Origin of the sequence: Pseudomonas sp. JDS28PS106 (genome assembly GCF_036706555.1) — a bacterium.
Taxonomy (GTDB): Bacteria; Pseudomonadota; Gammaproteobacteria; order Pseudomonadales; family Pseudomonadaceae; genus Aquipseudomonas.
Genome location: NZ_JBAJGT010000005.1, coordinates 310,056 through 324,380 on the forward strand (window position 1 = coordinate 310,056; position 14,325 = coordinate 324,380).

Genomic DNA, 14,325 nt, shown 5'->3' on the forward strand with positions numbered 1-14,325 from the left:
CAAGCCATCGCGGAAAGCTGCTGGTATGATGCGCGGCTTTTTCCGACCCGCAAAACCCGGCGGGCTGCCCCGGCAGTCTGTGCTTTGCTGTTGGAGTCGTATCATTCACGACGCAGGGCGCGTCACGGAGAGCCAGACATGCTGGAAAGGCTGTTTCAACTCAAGGCACATAACACCAATGTGAGGACCGAGATACTCGCGGGCGTCACGACCTTCCTGGCCATGGCGTACATCCTGTTCGTCAACCCGAGCATTCTCGGCGAGACCGGCATGGACAAAGGCGCGCTGTTCGTCGCCACCTGTCTGGCCGCCGCCATCGGCTCGACCGTCATGGGCCTGATCGCCAACTACCCGATCGCCCTGGCGCCCGGCATGGGCCTCAACGCCTTCTTTACCTACACCGTGGTCCTGCATATGGGCCACACCTGGCAAGTGGCGCTGGGCGCGGTGTTCATCTCGGCGGTGATGTTCTTCATCCTGTCGATCTTCCGTATCCGCGAGTGGATCATCAACAGCATTCCGCTGCCGCTGCGCTCGGCCATCGCGGCCGGTATCGGCCTGTTCCTGGCGCTGATCGCGCTGCACAACGCCGGCATCGTGGTCAGCAATCCCGCAACCATGATCGGCCTGGGCGACCTCAAGCAGCCGGCGCCGGTGCTGGCAACGCTGGGTTTCTTCCTGATCGTGGCGCTGGACAAGCTCAAAGTGCGCGGCGCGGTGCTGATCGGCATTCTGGCCGTCACTATCGTCTCCATCGTGCTGGGCTTCACGCCATTCGGCGGCGTGGTGTCGATGCCGCCGTCACTGGCGCCGACTTTCCTGCAACTGGACATCATGGGCGCGCTGGACGTCGGTCTGGTCAGCATCATCTTCGCCTTCCTGTTCGTCGACATCTTCGACAACTCCGGCACTCTGATCGGTGTCGCCAAGCGCGCCGGCCTGATGGGCCCGGACGGTCACATGCCGAAAATGGGCCGCGCGCTGATCGCCGACAGTACCGCGGCGATGGCCGGCTCGCTGCTGGGCACCTCGACCACCACCAGCTACATCGAATCGGCGGCGGGCGTCAGCGCCGGCGGCCGCACTGGCCTGACTGCCATCGTGGTCGCGATCCTGTTCCTGCTGGCGCTGTTCTTCGCGCCGCTGGCCGGCAGCGTGCCAGCCTTCGCCACCGCCCCTGCCCTGTTGTTCGTGGCGGTGCTGATGGCCTCGGGCATGGCCGAAATCGACTGGGACGACATCACGGTCGCCGCGCCGGTCGTCATTACCGCCCTGGCGATGCCGTTCACCTATTCCATCGCCAATGGCATCGCCTTCGGCTTCATTTCCTGGACCGCGATCAAACTGCTGTCGGGTCGTGGCCGTGAGCTGAATGCGGCGCTGGTCATCCTTTCCATCCTGTTCGTCATCAAGCTGGGCTGGTTCAACGCATGAGTGTTCCCTTCGATCCCGCGAGCTACGACCGTCAGCTCGAAGAGAAAGCCGAACGCCTGCGTGAGCTGCTGGCGCCGTTCGATGCGCCGCAGCCGCAGGTATTCGACTCGCCGCGCGAGCATTACCGCCTGCGGGCCGAATTCCGCCTGTGGCGCGAGGATCAGAAGCGCCACTACGCGATGTTCAATCCCGGCGACAAGCGCACGCCGATTCTGCTCGACAGCCTGCCGATCGCCAGCGAGCGCATCAATGCCTTGATGCCGGTGCTGCGCGATCGCTGGGAAGCCAGCCCGGCGCTGAACCACAAGCTGTTTCAGGTCGATTTCCTGACCACCCTGGCCGGCGACGCGATGATCACCCTGTGTTATCACCGCCCGCTGGACGAGGCCTGGCAGGCGGAAGCCGAACAACTGGCCGCCGATCTGGACGTCAGCGTGATCGGTCGTTCGAAAGGCCAGCGTCTGGTAGTCGGACGTGACTACGTGACGGAAGAACTGGAAGTGGCCGGGCGCACCTTCAGCTATCGCCAGCCGGAAGGCGCGTTCACCCAGCCCAACGGCACGGTGAACGCCAAGATGCTCAACTGGGCGTTCGAAGCACTGGGCGAGCGCAGCGACGACCTGCTAGAGCTGTACTGCGGCAACGGCAACTTCACCCTGCCGCTGGCGACCCGCGTGCGCAAGGTGCTGGCGACCGAGATCAGCAAGACCTCGGTGTACGCGGCGTTAAGCAATCTCGAAGACAACGCTGTGGATAACGTCACGCTGGTGCGCTTGTCGGCCGAAGAACTGACCCAGGCGCTCAACGACGTGCGTCCATTCCGCCGTCTACAGGGCGTGGACCTCAAGAGCTACGACTTCGGCAGCGTCTTCGTCGACCCGCCCCGCGCCGGCATGGACCCTGACACGTGCGAACTGACCCGCCGCTTCGATCGTATCCTTTATATCTCCTGCAATCCGGAAACCCTGGCCGCCAACATCGCGCAACTACACGACACCCATCGCATCGAGCGCTGCGCGCTGTTCGATCAGTTTCCGTATACCCACCATATGGAATCCGGGGTGTTGCTGGCTCGGCGGTGAGCGATCAGGCGCATATTGAACATGTGGGAGGGAGCGAAGCTCGCGACGGCTATGTCGCGAGCTTCGCTCCCTCCCACATGAACCGCCTGACGCGCAGGGGTTGAACTAAATGATTAGGTCGCTATCGATGGTTTGGGGGTATAAAGCGTTACTCGATATTGCCGCCGCTTCGATGGGATGTTCTCTTGAGCTCTGAATCTTCCGCTTCGTCGTCCTCTTTCAAACTGTCCAGCCAGCCGGGTTTTCTGAGCTTCATTCTGGCGCGCTTGTTGGCGGTGTTCGCCATGCAGATCCAGGCAGTCGTGGTCGCCTGGCAGGTCTACGACATGACCCGCGAGCCGATGGCGCTCGCCTACGTCGGTCTGGCCCAGTTCATCCCCATGTTGCTGCTGTTGATGCCAGCCGGCGATCTCATCGACCGTTATGACCGCAAGCTGATCCTGCGCCTGAGCTGGAGTGTGCAGGCGTTGTGCGGCCTGATTCTGCTGGCGTTCTCGGCGCTGGATCTGCAGGACGTGCGTCTGATCTACGCCGCGCTGGTGCTGTACGGCGGCGCCCGCGCCTTCACCGGCCCGGCGCTACAAAGCCTGCTGCCGCAAATCGTCCCCCGTGAAAAGCTCGCCTCGGCCATCGCCACCAACAGCGTGATCATGCGCTGCTCCACGGTGGCCGGCCCGTTGATCGGCGGCGGTCTCTATGCGCTGGGAGGCGCGGAGCTGACCTATTCGACCTGCGTCGCCGCGTTCGTCAGCGGCATCCTGCTGCTGGGCCGGGTGCCGACGCCGTTTGCTGGCAAACCGGTCGACCTGAGCGACGGCGCCTGGACGCGCTTCACCGCTGGCATCGCCTTCATTCGCTCGCGGCCGATCATCCTCGGCACGATTTCTCTGGATCTGTTCGCGGTCCTGCTGGGTGGCGTGGTCGCCCTGTTGCCGATCTACGCTCATGAAGTGCTGCACCTCGGCCCGCAAGGCCTGGGCGCGTTACGCGCATCGATGAGTCTTGGCGAATTGGCAGTCGGTGTGTATCTGAGCATGCGCCCGCTGGATCGCAACGTCGGCATGACCATGTTCATAGCGGTCGGCGTGTTTGGCGTCGCCAACCTGGTGTTCGCGCTGTCCACGCTGTTCTGGCTGTCGTGTCTGGCGCTGTTGATCGCGGGCGCGGCGGATATGGTCAGCGTCTACATACGTTCGGCGCTGGTGCAGTTCTCGACCCCGGACAATATGCGTGGGCGGGTCAACGCGGTGAACATGCTGTTCATCGGTTCTTCCAACGAACTGGGCGAATTCCGTGCCGGCACCACCGCTTCGCTGATGGGGCCGATCAACGCGGCGATTCTGGGCGGCGTCTGTACGCTGGGCGTGGTCGGGGCCTGGATGACGGGGTTCAAAACTTTGCGCCGGGTGGACCGTTTTGCCGACGCGGCGCCTGCCGAGACGGCCAGCCCGGAAAAGCGTCCGGACTGATCGTTCGACACGGCCCCTTTAAAGCGCGCGAACCTGCCCGGCCGCCAGCGGGCGCGCGCCCTCCCCGATTCCGTTTTCCAGCGGCGCGCCGAACTCGTCGAGGCTGATCTGGAACCGGTCGCCCGGCCTTGTCGTGACGCCATCGGCAAACGACAGGGTCGCGGTGCCGAAGTAGTGAATGTGCACGTCACCCGGATTCAGAAACTGGGTGTACTTGAAGTGGTGATATTCCAGATTCTCCAGGCTGTGGCACATGTTGTCCTCGCCGCTCAAAAATTCCTTTTCCCAGAGAACCTGACCGTCGCGCAGCACGCGGCTGGTGCCGGACAGATGCCGAGGCAACGCGCCGACCCGTAGTTCAGGGCCATATGCGCAGAAACGCAGCTTAGAGTGGGCGAGATACAGGTAGTTGCGCCGCTCCATGACGTGGTCCGAGAACTCGTTGCCCAGCGCGTAGCCCAGTCGCCAAGGCTGCCCGTCGTGGCCGATGATATAAAGCCCGGTCAGTTCCGGTTCCTCCCCGGCATCTTCGGCGAAGGACGGCACGGGAAAGTCTGCGCCGGGACGTACCACGCAGCGGCCATCGCCTTTGTAGAACCATTCCGGCTGGGCGCCGACCTGCCCGGACGCGGGCTTGCCGCCTTCGAGCCCCCACTTGAAGATGCGCATGGTGTCGGTCATGGCCGCTTCGGCCTGATGCTCCTGCTGATGCATCTTGTCACGCGCTGACGCACTGCCGAGGTGGGTCAGGCCCGTGCCGCTGATCAGACAATGGGCCGGATCTTCATGGTCCAGTGGCGGCAGCACCCGACGATTGTCCAGCAAATGCCGGTAGTCAGGACCCAACACGACGCCACGGTCATGCACTTCCTGCTCAAGGCTGCGTCCGGCAGCGGTGGCCGCCAGCGCCAGCTCGCGGGTGGTCACAACGTTCTGTACGACATCGATACGATCGCCGTTAACGACGCCGACCTGGCGCTGTCCCGCATCGTTTTCAAACTGAATCAAGCGCATTGTCTATCTCCGATCATTCCGGGAAGCGCCGCCGCAAGAGCTGCGGCGCATGGGTCGCGACCCTCATTCGATGATGTTGAACTCGCTCAGGTAGTCGTCGGAGATCTCAAGGCCAAGCCCCGGCTTGTCATCCTCCAGCTGGATATAACCGTTGACCGGCTGCGGCTCGCCCTTGAACACATAGTAGAACAGCTCGTTGCCGACCTCGACGTCGAAGACCGGGAAGAACTCGGCCATCGGCGAGGCCGTGGTGGACATGGTCAGGTGATAGTTGTGCATTTGTCCGGCATGGGGAATGACCGGCACCGACCAGGCTTCGGCCATGGCGTTGATCTTGCGGGCGGCGGTAATGCCGCCGACGCGGTTGGTATCGTACTGAATGACGTCGACCGCGCGGCGTTCGAGCAGGTCCTTGAAGCCGTAGGAGGTGAACTCGTGCTCGCCGCCGGAGATCGGCATGATGCCCATCTTTTTCAGCTCGACGTAACCTTCGATGTCGTCGGCGATCACCGGCTCCTCCAGCCAGCGTGGTTCGAATTCAGCGAGCCTGGGCAGCATGCGCCGGGCGTATTCGAGGGTCCAGCCCATGTAGCATTCGAGCATGATGTCGACGTCCGGACCGGCCAGCTCGCGCAGTGCGCGCACTTGTTCGATATTGCGGCGCATGCCCGCCGGACCGTCTTTCGGTCCATAGCCGAAGCGCATTTTCAGCGCCGTGAAGCCCTGGTTCAGATAGCCCTGGGCTTCTTCGAGGAACAGGTCCAGATTGTCGTTGGCATAGAGTTTGGAGGCGTAAGTCCAGATCTTCTCCTTGGTCCGCCCGCCGAGCAGTTTGAACACCGGCTTGTTCACCGCCTTGCCCATGATGTCCCAGACCGCGATATCGATGGCCGAAATGGCCGCCATGCCAATGCCTTTGCGCCCCCAGGCGTGGCTCTGGCGATACATCTTCTGCCAGATGTATTCGTTGTCGAAAGGGTCTTCACCGATGGCGATGGGAGCCAGGTAGGTGTCGATGATCTCCTTGGCGACACGCGGCGCCAGCGCGCAGTTGCCGATGCCGACGATCCCTGAATCGGTTTCCACTTCGACCACCAGCCAGCCGTGAAACCGGAACGAACCCATGGCATCGCCACGTTCGAACAGGATATCGCTGGCGTTGGTGCAGAAGTGAGCCTGAGGCGGGACGACCTTGCCTTTCCACTCGAATACTCGGGTACGAATCGCTTTGATTTTCATAGGGACAGTTCCTTGGCACTGCCTGCGGGAGCAGGACGGCTTCTTGTAGTTGTGGGTCGATGCCGGTGATCACCTGCGCTTCGATGACTCGAATTTAGCCAGCGGGGTTGGCGGGCCGCTAATCACTTATGCGTATCCAGTGATAGCCGCAGGTGATCGGTTTTGCGCAATAGCTGGAATCCGGGTTATCGCCAGCAAGACGGATCGCCAGCAAGCTGGCTCCTACGTATGGAGTCGTGGGAGCCAGCTTGCTGGCGATGAGGCTTAACCTCGGCCCATACGACAGGCAATCCCGAACGCCTGGCGAATGGCGCCGACGTTGGCCTTGCCCTGCCCGGCGATATCGAATGCGGTGCCGTGGGCCGGGGTGGTGATCGGGATCGGAAGCCCGCCCTGGACGGTCACGCCACGGGAGAAGCCCATCAGCTTGATCGCGATCTGGCCCTGGTCGTGGTACATGGTGACGACCGCATCGAATGCGCTGGCATCGCCCTGCACTTTGAGAAAAATCGTATCGCCCGGATACGGCCCTTCGGCGGCGATTCCTCGCGCCTGCGCGGTCTTGACTGCCGGGCCGATGATGTCCAGTTCCTCCCGGCCGAACGAGCCGTTATCGCCGTTGTGCGGGTTCAGGCCGCAAACGCCGATGCGTGGACGCTGCAGGCCGTTGCGCTTGAGCGCGGTATCGATCAGCTCGATGGCCTGCACGACCCGGTCGTGGGTGATCATGGCCGGCACTTCCGACAAGGCGACGTGAGAGGTCACCCGCGAGGTCCACAGATTGTCCATGACGTTGAATTCGCAGAACGGCCCGTCGAAGCCCAGCAGCTCGGCGAACCAGTGCAGTTCGTCGTTATGGGCCATGCCGGCCATGTGCAGCGACGTCTTGTTCAGCGGGCCGAACAGCACGGCGTCGGTCCTGCCCGACGCGGTGGATTCCACAGCCAGCTTGAGCGTGTCCAGGCAGTAACGCCCGCCCTGTGCACTCGCCTGACTGCGCGCGAAGTCGCCGCTGGTCTCACCGCGATAGTCGTAGAACAGCGGGACGTCATCGCTGAACGCCAGCTCGTCGAGCGAACTCACTGGACGATAAGGAAATTCCAGGCCGGCGATGTCCATGCCACGCCGCATCTCACCCTCGTCGGCAATCAGGATCACGTTCGCCTGACTGCGCACTTGCGGGTCGCCCAGCAGACGAGCGATCAGTTCGGGGCCGATACCGGCCGGGTCGCCCAGCACCATTGCGATTCGGGTCTTGCTCATGCTCGATTCCTCATGTGTTCAGGCCACGTCTGTTCGGTGGCTGGAGAGTGGCAGCGGTAGATACGGCGTGCGTTGTTGTAGAACAGGCGCTCCTGATCCGCGCTCGGCAGATCCCGGACGATGCGTTTGAAGCCGCTGTAGATGTCGTCGAAAGTGCCGCACAGGCTGTCGACGGGAAAGTTGCTGGCGAACATGGCTCGCTCGGTGCCGAACATGGCGATGATCTCGCGCACGATCCAAGCGTTGTCCTCGGCTCGCCACGCCTTGCCGGGCTGACCCAGGCCGGAGATTTTCACGACCGCGTTGGGCTGCTCGGCGAAGCGCGCCATGGCCGCGTGCCAACCGGCCAGGCCTTTCTCGCTGCGGTCGGACGGCAGCCCCGCATGATTGAGAATCAAAGTGGTGTCAGGGAAGTCGCGGGCCAGCCGGCCGGCTTCGTCAAGGTTCCACCAAGGCGTTTGCAGGTCGAAATGAAGACCCAGCGACAGCAGCGCGGTATAGCCGCGGCGCCAGCGGTCGTCACTCATCAGGCTGCGCTGTTCGCCCACCCGGTCCGGAGCGTCAGGGCCGCCGGGCTTGTGCCGCACGCTGCGCACCGAAGGAAAAGCCGCCTGCTCGGCCAGCACCGCTTCGGCGTCGGGGTGGTCCAGCCAGGCTTGGGCGACGATGGCATTGGGTACGCCATAGCGCGCCGCCAGTTGTTCGACGAAGCGGGTTTCGCCAACCGGATCGGCCGGGTCCCATTCGGTTTCGACATAGACGGTCTGCACCACCTGATGCCGGCCGGCATCGGCGAAATACTCCGGCGGCAAGTAACGACGTTTGATGGCCGAGTAATCGCCGTAGCGAAACGGAATGTTCGCCTCCGGCGCCAGCCAAGGGTGGTAGTTGCTGTGCGGGTCCCAGAAATGATGGTGGGCATCCACGATGGGGCCATTCCAGAGTTCAGACATCGCTCACCTCGCGCTTGCCATCCAGGCTGATGAACAGTGTGGCCATGACGAACAGCGCGGCGCATACCGCGAAGAACGCCAGCACCGCGCCGAAGCCGCCGGAGAATTGCAGGATCACGCCGACCAGGATCGGCACGAAAATGCCGCCGACGCTGCCTGCCAGGTTCATGACCCCGCCGATCAGGCCGACCCGTGCCGGCGCGGCGAGCAATGCCGGGAAGCTCCAGTACAGGCTGCCCCACATCAGAAAGAATGCGGTCATCGCCAGCAGGCCCACCGCGCCGAACGGATTGCTCAGGGTCGGCAGCAGCAACAGCGCGGTCAGGGCCACCAGGCCGGAAAACGTCAGCAGCCCCTTGACCGCAAGGCCTCGCCGCACGCCTCTGCGGATCAAGCCGTCGCACAGAAAGCCGCCGGCCAGCGAACCGAGCGCACCGCAGATAAAGATCGCGAACGTCGCCGCGCCGATTCCCTTGATATCGAAGCCCCGCGCCTGGGCGAGATAGCTCGGCCCCCAGGTCAACAGACCGAAATACACCATCGCCCAGCTGGAACGGCCGATCAGCAACCCGGCCAACGAGCGTCCGGCGATACCCAAGCCCTTGACCGGCGCCCGCGAGGCTTCGGCGGCAGGCGTTTCCCGGCCGGCGTTGATCCGGGCCAGTTCCTGGGCATTGACTTGCGGATGAGTGGACGGATCGTCGCGCAGGTAGCGCCAGGCGATCCAGGCCAGTGCCAGGGTCACGATCCCGGCGATCACGAAGGCCAGGCGCCAGGAATCCAGAACCGCGATCAGGTAAGCGATGATCAGCCCGCCCAATGCCACGCCGAGCGGGCTGCCGCTGTCCATCATCACCGCGCCGCGACTGCGCTCGCTGGGCGCCAGCCACAGGGAAATCAGCTTGCCGCCGGACGGAAACAACGGCGCCTCGGCGGCGCCCAGCGCAACGCGGGCGAACAGCATCGATGCGCCGCCCGTGGCAAGCCCCGCCAAAACCTGAAACGTGCCCCACAACACGGTCGACCAGGTGATGACCCGGCGCGGGCCGAAGCGATCGATCAGCCAGCCGCCAGGCACCTGCAACAGCGCGTAGGCCCAGAAAAAACTGCTGAGAATCAAACCCTGCATGCTTGGCGACAAGGAAAACTCCCTGGCGATCGTCGGCATGGCGATGGACAGCGATACGCGGTCGATCAGGTTGACCATGGTCAGCAGAAAGATGATCGCGAAAATCCGCCAGCGAACCGAGCTGGCGCGGGTGGTGGCCGTGCTGGTCGCGGAATCGAATGCACGGGCGTCCGCACTTGCCGCGGACAAGTGCGCGTCGGCGCTGTGACGAGCCATGGGGCTTACCTCTTTGTTGTTCTTGTTGGTATGTCTTGCCGGGCTCACTATCGGAGCCGTATCGATAACCGTCTAATCAAACCTGGAAATACACCGATAACACCAGGCTATAGGTGCGCGCGGGATCGGCTATGGCAGCCCGAGCATGCCTGCGATCCTGAGCTATAACCATGGGTTATCGGTGTATGTATTGTTTTGAGTAGACGCGGGCGGTTCCGCTTCGCACACTCGCTTCCAGGGTTCGTCCCGGCAATCCCGACGGACCGCAGTCTTCATAACAAATACAAGAAAAAGAGGATTCACCATGCGAAAAGCATCCTTTCGAGGCGCTTCACGTCTGCTGCTCGGCTGTACCCTCCTCTGCGCCAGCGCCCTTCCCCTTGTGGCCCATGCCTGGCAGCCGGAAAAGAACGTCGAGATTGTGGTCGCGGGAGGACCGGGTGGTGGCACCGACCAGCTGGGTCGGCTCATCCAGTCGATCATCACCACGCACAAGCTGCTCGATGTAAACACCATCGTGCTCAACAAGGGCGGCGGCAACGGTGCCGAGGCGTTTCTGGACATGAAAATGTCGAAGGGTGACGCCGACAAGCTCGTGATCGGCACCAACAACATCTACCTGCTGCCGCTGGTGTCGAAGCTGGGCTACAAATGGCAGGAGCTGACGCCTGTTGCCGCGCTGGCGCAGGACGACTTCATTCTCTGGACCTACAAGGACGCGCCCTGGGCAGACGCCAAGGGGCTTTACGACACAGTGAAGGCCGACGGCTCGAAATTGCGCATGGGCGGCAGCCAGTCCAAGGACGTCGACCAGACGCTCACACTGCTGCTGAACAAGACCACCGGCAGCAAGCTGGTGTACATCCCCTTCAAAAGCGGCAGCGAAGCGGCGACCCAGCTGGCCGGCAAACACATCGCCGCCAACGTCAACAATCCTAGCGAGAGCATCAGCCAGTGGCGCGGCAATCAGGTGCGTCCGCTGTGCGTGTTCAGCAAGGAGCGCATGCGCTACACCGACAAGGTCGCCGGCGATCAGGCCTGGGCCGACGTTCCGACCTGCCACGAGCAGGGTCTGGGCGTGGACGAATACCGCTTCCCGCGCACGGTATTCATGCCCGGCGATGTCAGCGCCGAGCAACGTGCGTTCTACGTCGAGCTGATGCGCAAGGTGACCGAGGCGCCGGAGTTCAAGGCCTACGTGGCGCAGAATGCACTGGTACCGACCTTTCTGCAGGGCGAGCAGTTGACCGCCTACATCGAACAGGACACCGCGCGGGTAACGCCTGTGTTCCAGGAAGCCGGCTGGCTGCAAAAGTGATCCACCCCGCTGTCGCGCTCTGGCCACGACCCAAAGCGTCGCGTCCGGAGGCGGCAGCTTCATGCAGGAGGTGATCCATGTCTCATTCTTCATCCTCGTCCCTGGTCGGCACCCGCTGGATGGAACTCGGCCTTGCGCTCTTCACGTTCCTGATCGGCGCCGTGGTCATGTACGGCAGTCTGGAACAGGGCATCGGCTGGGGCGATGCCGGCCCGGAACCGGGTTATTTCCCCTTCTACATCGGCTTGCTGCTGGCCTGCGCCAGCCTGGGCAATATTGTGCTGACGATCATCCGCTGGCAGGCCTTGAGCGTCGCTTTCGTCAGCAGGCAGGCGTTCGTTCAGGTGCTGTCGGTGTTCATCCCCATCGCCCTGTTCGTCGCGGCAATGCCCTTCACTGGCATCTATCTGGCATCGGCGGCGTTCATCGGCTGGTTCATGTGGCGCGACCGGTTGCGCGCCAGGCCCTACGGCAAGCTGGTGATCTGCGGCGTGTCGGGCGGTGCGGTGCTCGCCAGTTATCTGATCTTCGCGTTGTGGTTCAAGGTGCCGCTGGACGCCGGTCCCGTAGGTGACTGGCTGGCGATGGCCGGGAGGTCACTGCAATGAGCGAATTCGATTCCTTGATGCAGGGCATGAACCTGATCATGACGCCCGGCCATATCGGCCTCATGGTGGTTGGCGTGCTGCTGGGCATTCTGGTCGGCGTCTTGCCCGGTCTGGGCGCGCCGAACGGCGTGGCGCTGCTATTGCCGCTGACGTTCACCATGTCGCCGGTCTCGGCAATTATCCTGTTGTCGTGCATGTACTGGGGGGCGCTGTTCGGCGGGTCGATCACCTCGATCCTGTTCAACATCCCGGGCGAGCCTTCTTCCGTGGCGACGACCTTCGACGGCTACCCCATGGCCCGCGAGGGCCGTGCCGCCGAAGCCTTGACCGCCGCTTTCAGCTCGGCGCTGATCGGCGCGCTCGCCGGCGTCCTGCTGCTGACCTTTCTGTCGACCCGCATCGCCGAGTTCGCCATGTCGTTCAGCTCGCCGGAGTTCTTCGCGGTATACCTGCTGGCGTTCTGCACTTTCATCGGCATGAGCAAGAATCCGCCGCTCAAGACACTGGCCGCCATGCTCATCGGTTTCGCCATGGCCGCGGTCGGCATGGATACGGTATCGGGCAACCTGCGCCTGACCTTCGACCAGCCGATCCTGATGACCGGCATCAGTTTCGAGGTCGCGGTTATTGGCTTGTTCGGCATCGGTGAGATCCTCTGCACGGTCGAGGAAGGCCTGGTGTTTCGCGGCGAGCACGCACGCATTTCGCCAATGACGGTGCTGCGCACCTGGGCCAGACTGCCCCGCTACTGGCTGACCATTCTGCGCAGCACACTGGTCGGCTGCTGGATGGGCATCACGCCCGGCGGGCCGACTGCCGCATCCTTCATGAGCTACAGCCTGGCGCGGCGTTTCTCGCGCAACCGTGACAAGTTCGGCAAAGGCGAAGTAGAAGGCGTCATTGCCCCTGAAACCGCCGACCACGCGGCAGGCACCAGCGCCCTGCTGCCGATGCTGACCCTGGGCATTCCCGGTTCGGCGACAGCCGCCGTGATGCTGGGCGGCCTGATGATCTGGGGCCTGCACCCCGGCCCGACGCTGTTCGTCGAACAGCACGACTTCGTCTGGGGCCTGATCGCCAGCATGTATCTGGGCAACGTGGTGAGTCTGCTCGTGGTGCTGGCAACGGTGCCGCTGTTCGCTTCGATCCTGCGCATCCCGTTCTCGATCATCGCGCCGATCATCATCATGGTCTGCGCCATCGGCGCCTACTCGGTGCATAACTCGCTGTTCGACATCGTGCTGATGCTGGGTTTCGGCGCGCTGGGTTATCTGTTCAAAAAGCTCGGCTATCCGATTGCCCCGCTGGTGCTGGCCGCTGTACTGGGCGACAAGGCCGAAGACGCCTTCCGCCAGTCGATGCTGTTTTCGGATGGTTCCGTGGTGATCTTCTGGTCCAACCCGCTGGTCGGCAGCCTCACCACGGCGGCACTGCTGATGCTGTTCTGGCCCATGATCTCCGGCGCGATCCGCTCGTTGTTCAACGCCCGGAGCCGCACCTGCGACAAGCCCGACCCGGTGTCCTGATCGACAATGCTGGCAACGCCTGACATTTCTTGTCAGGCTCGCCGCATCTGTCCAAGGAGGCCGCATGATGACCCGAATTCCCGTCGCCAACGTTATCCACAGCCGGCTGCGTCTGCGGCAATTGCGGTTGATGCTGGCGCTACAGGAACTGGGGTCGCTGCGGCGTGCCGCCGATCACATCGGCATGACCCAGCCGGCGGCGACCAAAATGCTCCACGAGGCCGAGGACCTGCTGGGGGTCGAGCTGTTCGAGCGGCTGCCGCGCGGCATGCGCCCGACGCCCTTTGGCGAGACCGTGATCTACTACGCCCGCATGGTCTTCGCCGAACTGAGCGGCATGCGCGAGGAGCTGGTGGCGCTGGAGTCGGGCAATCTGGGGCGAGTCGCTGTCGGTGCAATCCCGGCGCTGGCCTCGGGCCTGCTGACCCGCACCATCGCTCATCTCAAGAACAGTCATCCGCGCCTGTCGATGAGCATTCAGGTCGACACCAGCGACGTACTGGTCCAGGCCCTGCTTCAGGATCAACTGGACATCGTGCTGGGCCGCATTCCCAGCGGTGCCCGCGCCGAAGAACTGATTTTCGACAGTCTGGGCGAAGAAGCCCTCTGCGTGATCGCCGGCGCGCAGCATCCCCTGGCGCAGGCCGACAGCCTGAACTGGGCGGAACTGCAGAACATGACCTGGGTACTGCAACAACACCCCAGCCCCATGCGCTCGATCATCAATCAGGTGTTCCATAACGCGCGGGTCGACATTCCGAGCAGCATCGTCGAAACCACCTCGATCATGACCCTGCTGTCGCTGGTTCAGCAGACCGACATGCTGGGCGTCACGCCCTTGTCGGTGGTGGAAGATTATCCCGGGCGCGAGCTGCTCGCAGTGCTGCCCATCGCCTTCGAAGCGCGGCTGCCGCCCTACGGCCTGATTACCCGGCGTCATCGTATCCAGTCCTCGGCCATGCAGGCGTTCATCAATTCCGTGAAGGCCGAACACGAAGCGGCGCGTTGACACGCCATCGACGACCTCTTCAAGCGAACTAATGCCGGGGCATGCCTCTCTACAGCTACACTTTT

General features: G+C 63.1%; 12 protein-coding genes. 7 read left to right on the forward strand and 5 right to left on the reverse strand.

All coding sequences use genetic code 11. The annotated features are described in order from the left end of the window. The first annotated feature begins 138 nt into the window (after positions 1-138). The 3 genes from TRP66_RS10780 to TRP66_RS10790 all read left to right on the forward strand — a co-directional run bounded on the left by TRP66_RS10780 (position 139) and on the right by TRP66_RS10790 (position 3,985). The gene (locus TRP66_RS10780) at positions 139-1,434 is read left to right on the forward strand and encodes an NCS2 family permease (protein ID WP_333401640.1); all 1,296 of its coding nucleotides are present in this window, start codon (positions 139-141) and stop codon (positions 1,432-1,434) included. Then, positions 1,431-2,516: a tRNA (uridine(54)-C5)-methyltransferase TrmA gene (gene trmA, locus TRP66_RS10785; protein ID WP_333401641.1), complete on the forward strand. Its 1,086-nt coding sequence runs from the start codon at positions 1,431-1,433 to the stop codon at positions 2,514-2,516. Before TRP66_RS10780 ends, trmA begins: the two co-directional genes overlap by 4 nt. A 185-nt stretch (positions 2,517-2,701) precedes the next feature. Further along, entirely contained in the window at positions 2,702-3,985 is a 1,284-nt protein-coding gene (locus tag TRP66_RS10790; protein WP_333401642.1) for an MFS transporter, read from the forward strand. Positions 3,986-4,003: 18 nt separating this feature from the next. Here the strand turns inward: TRP66_RS10790 and araD1 are convergent, their stop codons facing one another. From araD1 to TRP66_RS10815, 5 genes are all read right to left on the reverse strand, one after another. Further along, positions 4,004-4,999, reverse strand: coding sequence for an AraD1 family protein (gene araD1 / locus TRP66_RS10795; RefSeq protein WP_333401643.1), 996 nt, complete (start codon positions 4,997-4,999; stop codon positions 4,004-4,006). A gap of 63 nt (positions 5,000-5,062) precedes the next feature. Beyond that, the gene (locus TRP66_RS10800) at positions 5,063-6,238 is read right to left on the reverse strand and encodes an L-rhamnonate dehydratase (RefSeq protein ID WP_333401644.1); all 1,176 of its coding nucleotides are present in this window, start codon (positions 6,236-6,238) and stop codon (positions 5,063-5,065) included. A gap of 264 nt (positions 6,239-6,502) precedes the next feature. Next, the gene (locus TRP66_RS10805) at positions 6,503-7,501 is read right to left on the reverse strand and encodes a 4-hydroxythreonine-4-phosphate dehydrogenase PdxA (protein WP_333401645.1); all 999 of its coding nucleotides are present in this window, start codon (positions 7,499-7,501) and stop codon (positions 6,503-6,505) included. Then, positions 7,498-8,454 (reverse strand): amidohydrolase family protein, encoded by a 957-nt coding sequence (locus tag TRP66_RS10810; RefSeq protein ID WP_333401646.1) that lies wholly within the window; start codon positions 8,452-8,454, stop codon positions 7,498-7,500. The genes TRP66_RS10805 and TRP66_RS10810 overlap by 4 nt, the downstream gene beginning before the upstream one ends. Beyond that, entirely contained in the window at positions 8,447-9,799 is a 1,353-nt protein-coding gene (locus TRP66_RS10815) for an MFS transporter (protein WP_333401647.1), read from the reverse strand. The genes TRP66_RS10810 and TRP66_RS10815 overlap by 8 nt, the downstream gene beginning before the upstream one ends. 304 nt (positions 9,800-10,103) lie before the next feature. On the opposite strand from TRP66_RS10815, the gene TRP66_RS10820 reads away from it, so the two are divergent. The 4 genes from TRP66_RS10820 (at position 10,104) to TRP66_RS10835 (ending at position 14,260) form a co-directional block, all read left to right on the forward strand. After that, a complete protein-coding gene (locus tag TRP66_RS10820; RefSeq protein WP_333401648.1) occupies positions 10,104-11,117 on the forward strand; it encodes a Bug family tripartite tricarboxylate transporter substrate binding protein in 1,014 nt (337 codons plus the stop codon). A 77-nt stretch (positions 11,118-11,194) separates the two neighbouring features. Further along, on the forward strand, positions 11,195-11,725 hold the full coding sequence (locus TRP66_RS10825; protein ID WP_333401649.1) for a tripartite tricarboxylate transporter TctB family protein: 531 nt from the start codon (positions 11,195-11,197) through the stop codon (positions 11,723-11,725). Beyond that, positions 11,722-13,251: a tripartite tricarboxylate transporter permease gene (locus TRP66_RS10830; protein WP_333401650.1), complete on the forward strand. Its 1,530-nt coding sequence runs from the start codon at positions 11,722-11,724 to the stop codon at positions 13,249-13,251. The genes TRP66_RS10825 and TRP66_RS10830 overlap by 4 nt, the downstream gene beginning before the upstream one ends. Positions 13,252-13,318: 67 nt before the next feature. Beyond that, entirely contained in the window at positions 13,319-14,260 is a 942-nt protein-coding gene (locus TRP66_RS10835; protein WP_333401651.1) for a LysR family transcriptional regulator, read from the forward strand. Positions 14,261-14,325 lie beyond the last annotated feature (65 nt).

Bases quoted from the DNA above. Each gene is read 5' to 3' on its own strand.
- TRP66_RS10780 (WP_333401640.1), top strand. From the start codon at position 139: ATGCTGGAAAGGCTGTTTCAACTCAAGGCACATAACACCAATGTGAGG.
- trmA (WP_333401641.1), top strand. From the start codon at position 1,431: ATGAGTGTTCCCTTCGATCCCGCGAGCTACGACCGTCAGCTCGAAGAG.
- araD1 (WP_333401643.1), bottom strand. From the start codon at position 4,999: ATGCGCTTGATTCAGTTTGAAAACGATGCGGGACAGCGCCAGGTCGGC.
- TRP66_RS10800 (WP_333401644.1), bottom strand. From the start codon at position 6,238: ATGAAAATCAAAGCGATTCGTACCCGAGTATTCGAGTGGAAAGGCAAG.
- TRP66_RS10805 (WP_333401645.1), bottom strand. From the start codon at position 7,501: ATGAGCAAGACCCGAATCGCAATGGTGCTGGGCGACCCGGCCGGTATC.
- TRP66_RS10810 (WP_333401646.1), bottom strand. From the start codon at position 8,454: ATGTCTGAACTCTGGAATGGCCCCATCGTGGATGCCCACCATCATTTC.
- TRP66_RS10815 (WP_333401647.1), bottom strand. From the start codon at position 9,799: ATGGCTCGTCACAGCGCCGACGCGCACTTGTCCGCGGCAAGTGCGGAC.
- TRP66_RS10820 (WP_333401648.1), top strand. From the start codon at position 10,104: ATGCGAAAAGCATCCTTTCGAGGCGCTTCACGTCTGCTGCTCGGCTGT.
- TRP66_RS10825 (WP_333401649.1), top strand. From the start codon at position 11,195: ATGTCTCATTCTTCATCCTCGTCCCTGGTCGGCACCCGCTGGATGGAA.
- TRP66_RS10830 (WP_333401650.1), top strand. From the start codon at position 11,722: ATGAGCGAATTCGATTCCTTGATGCAGGGCATGAACCTGATCATGACG.
- TRP66_RS10835 (WP_333401651.1), top strand. From the start codon at position 13,319: ATGACCCGAATTCCCGTCGCCAACGTTATCCACAGCCGGCTGCGTCTG.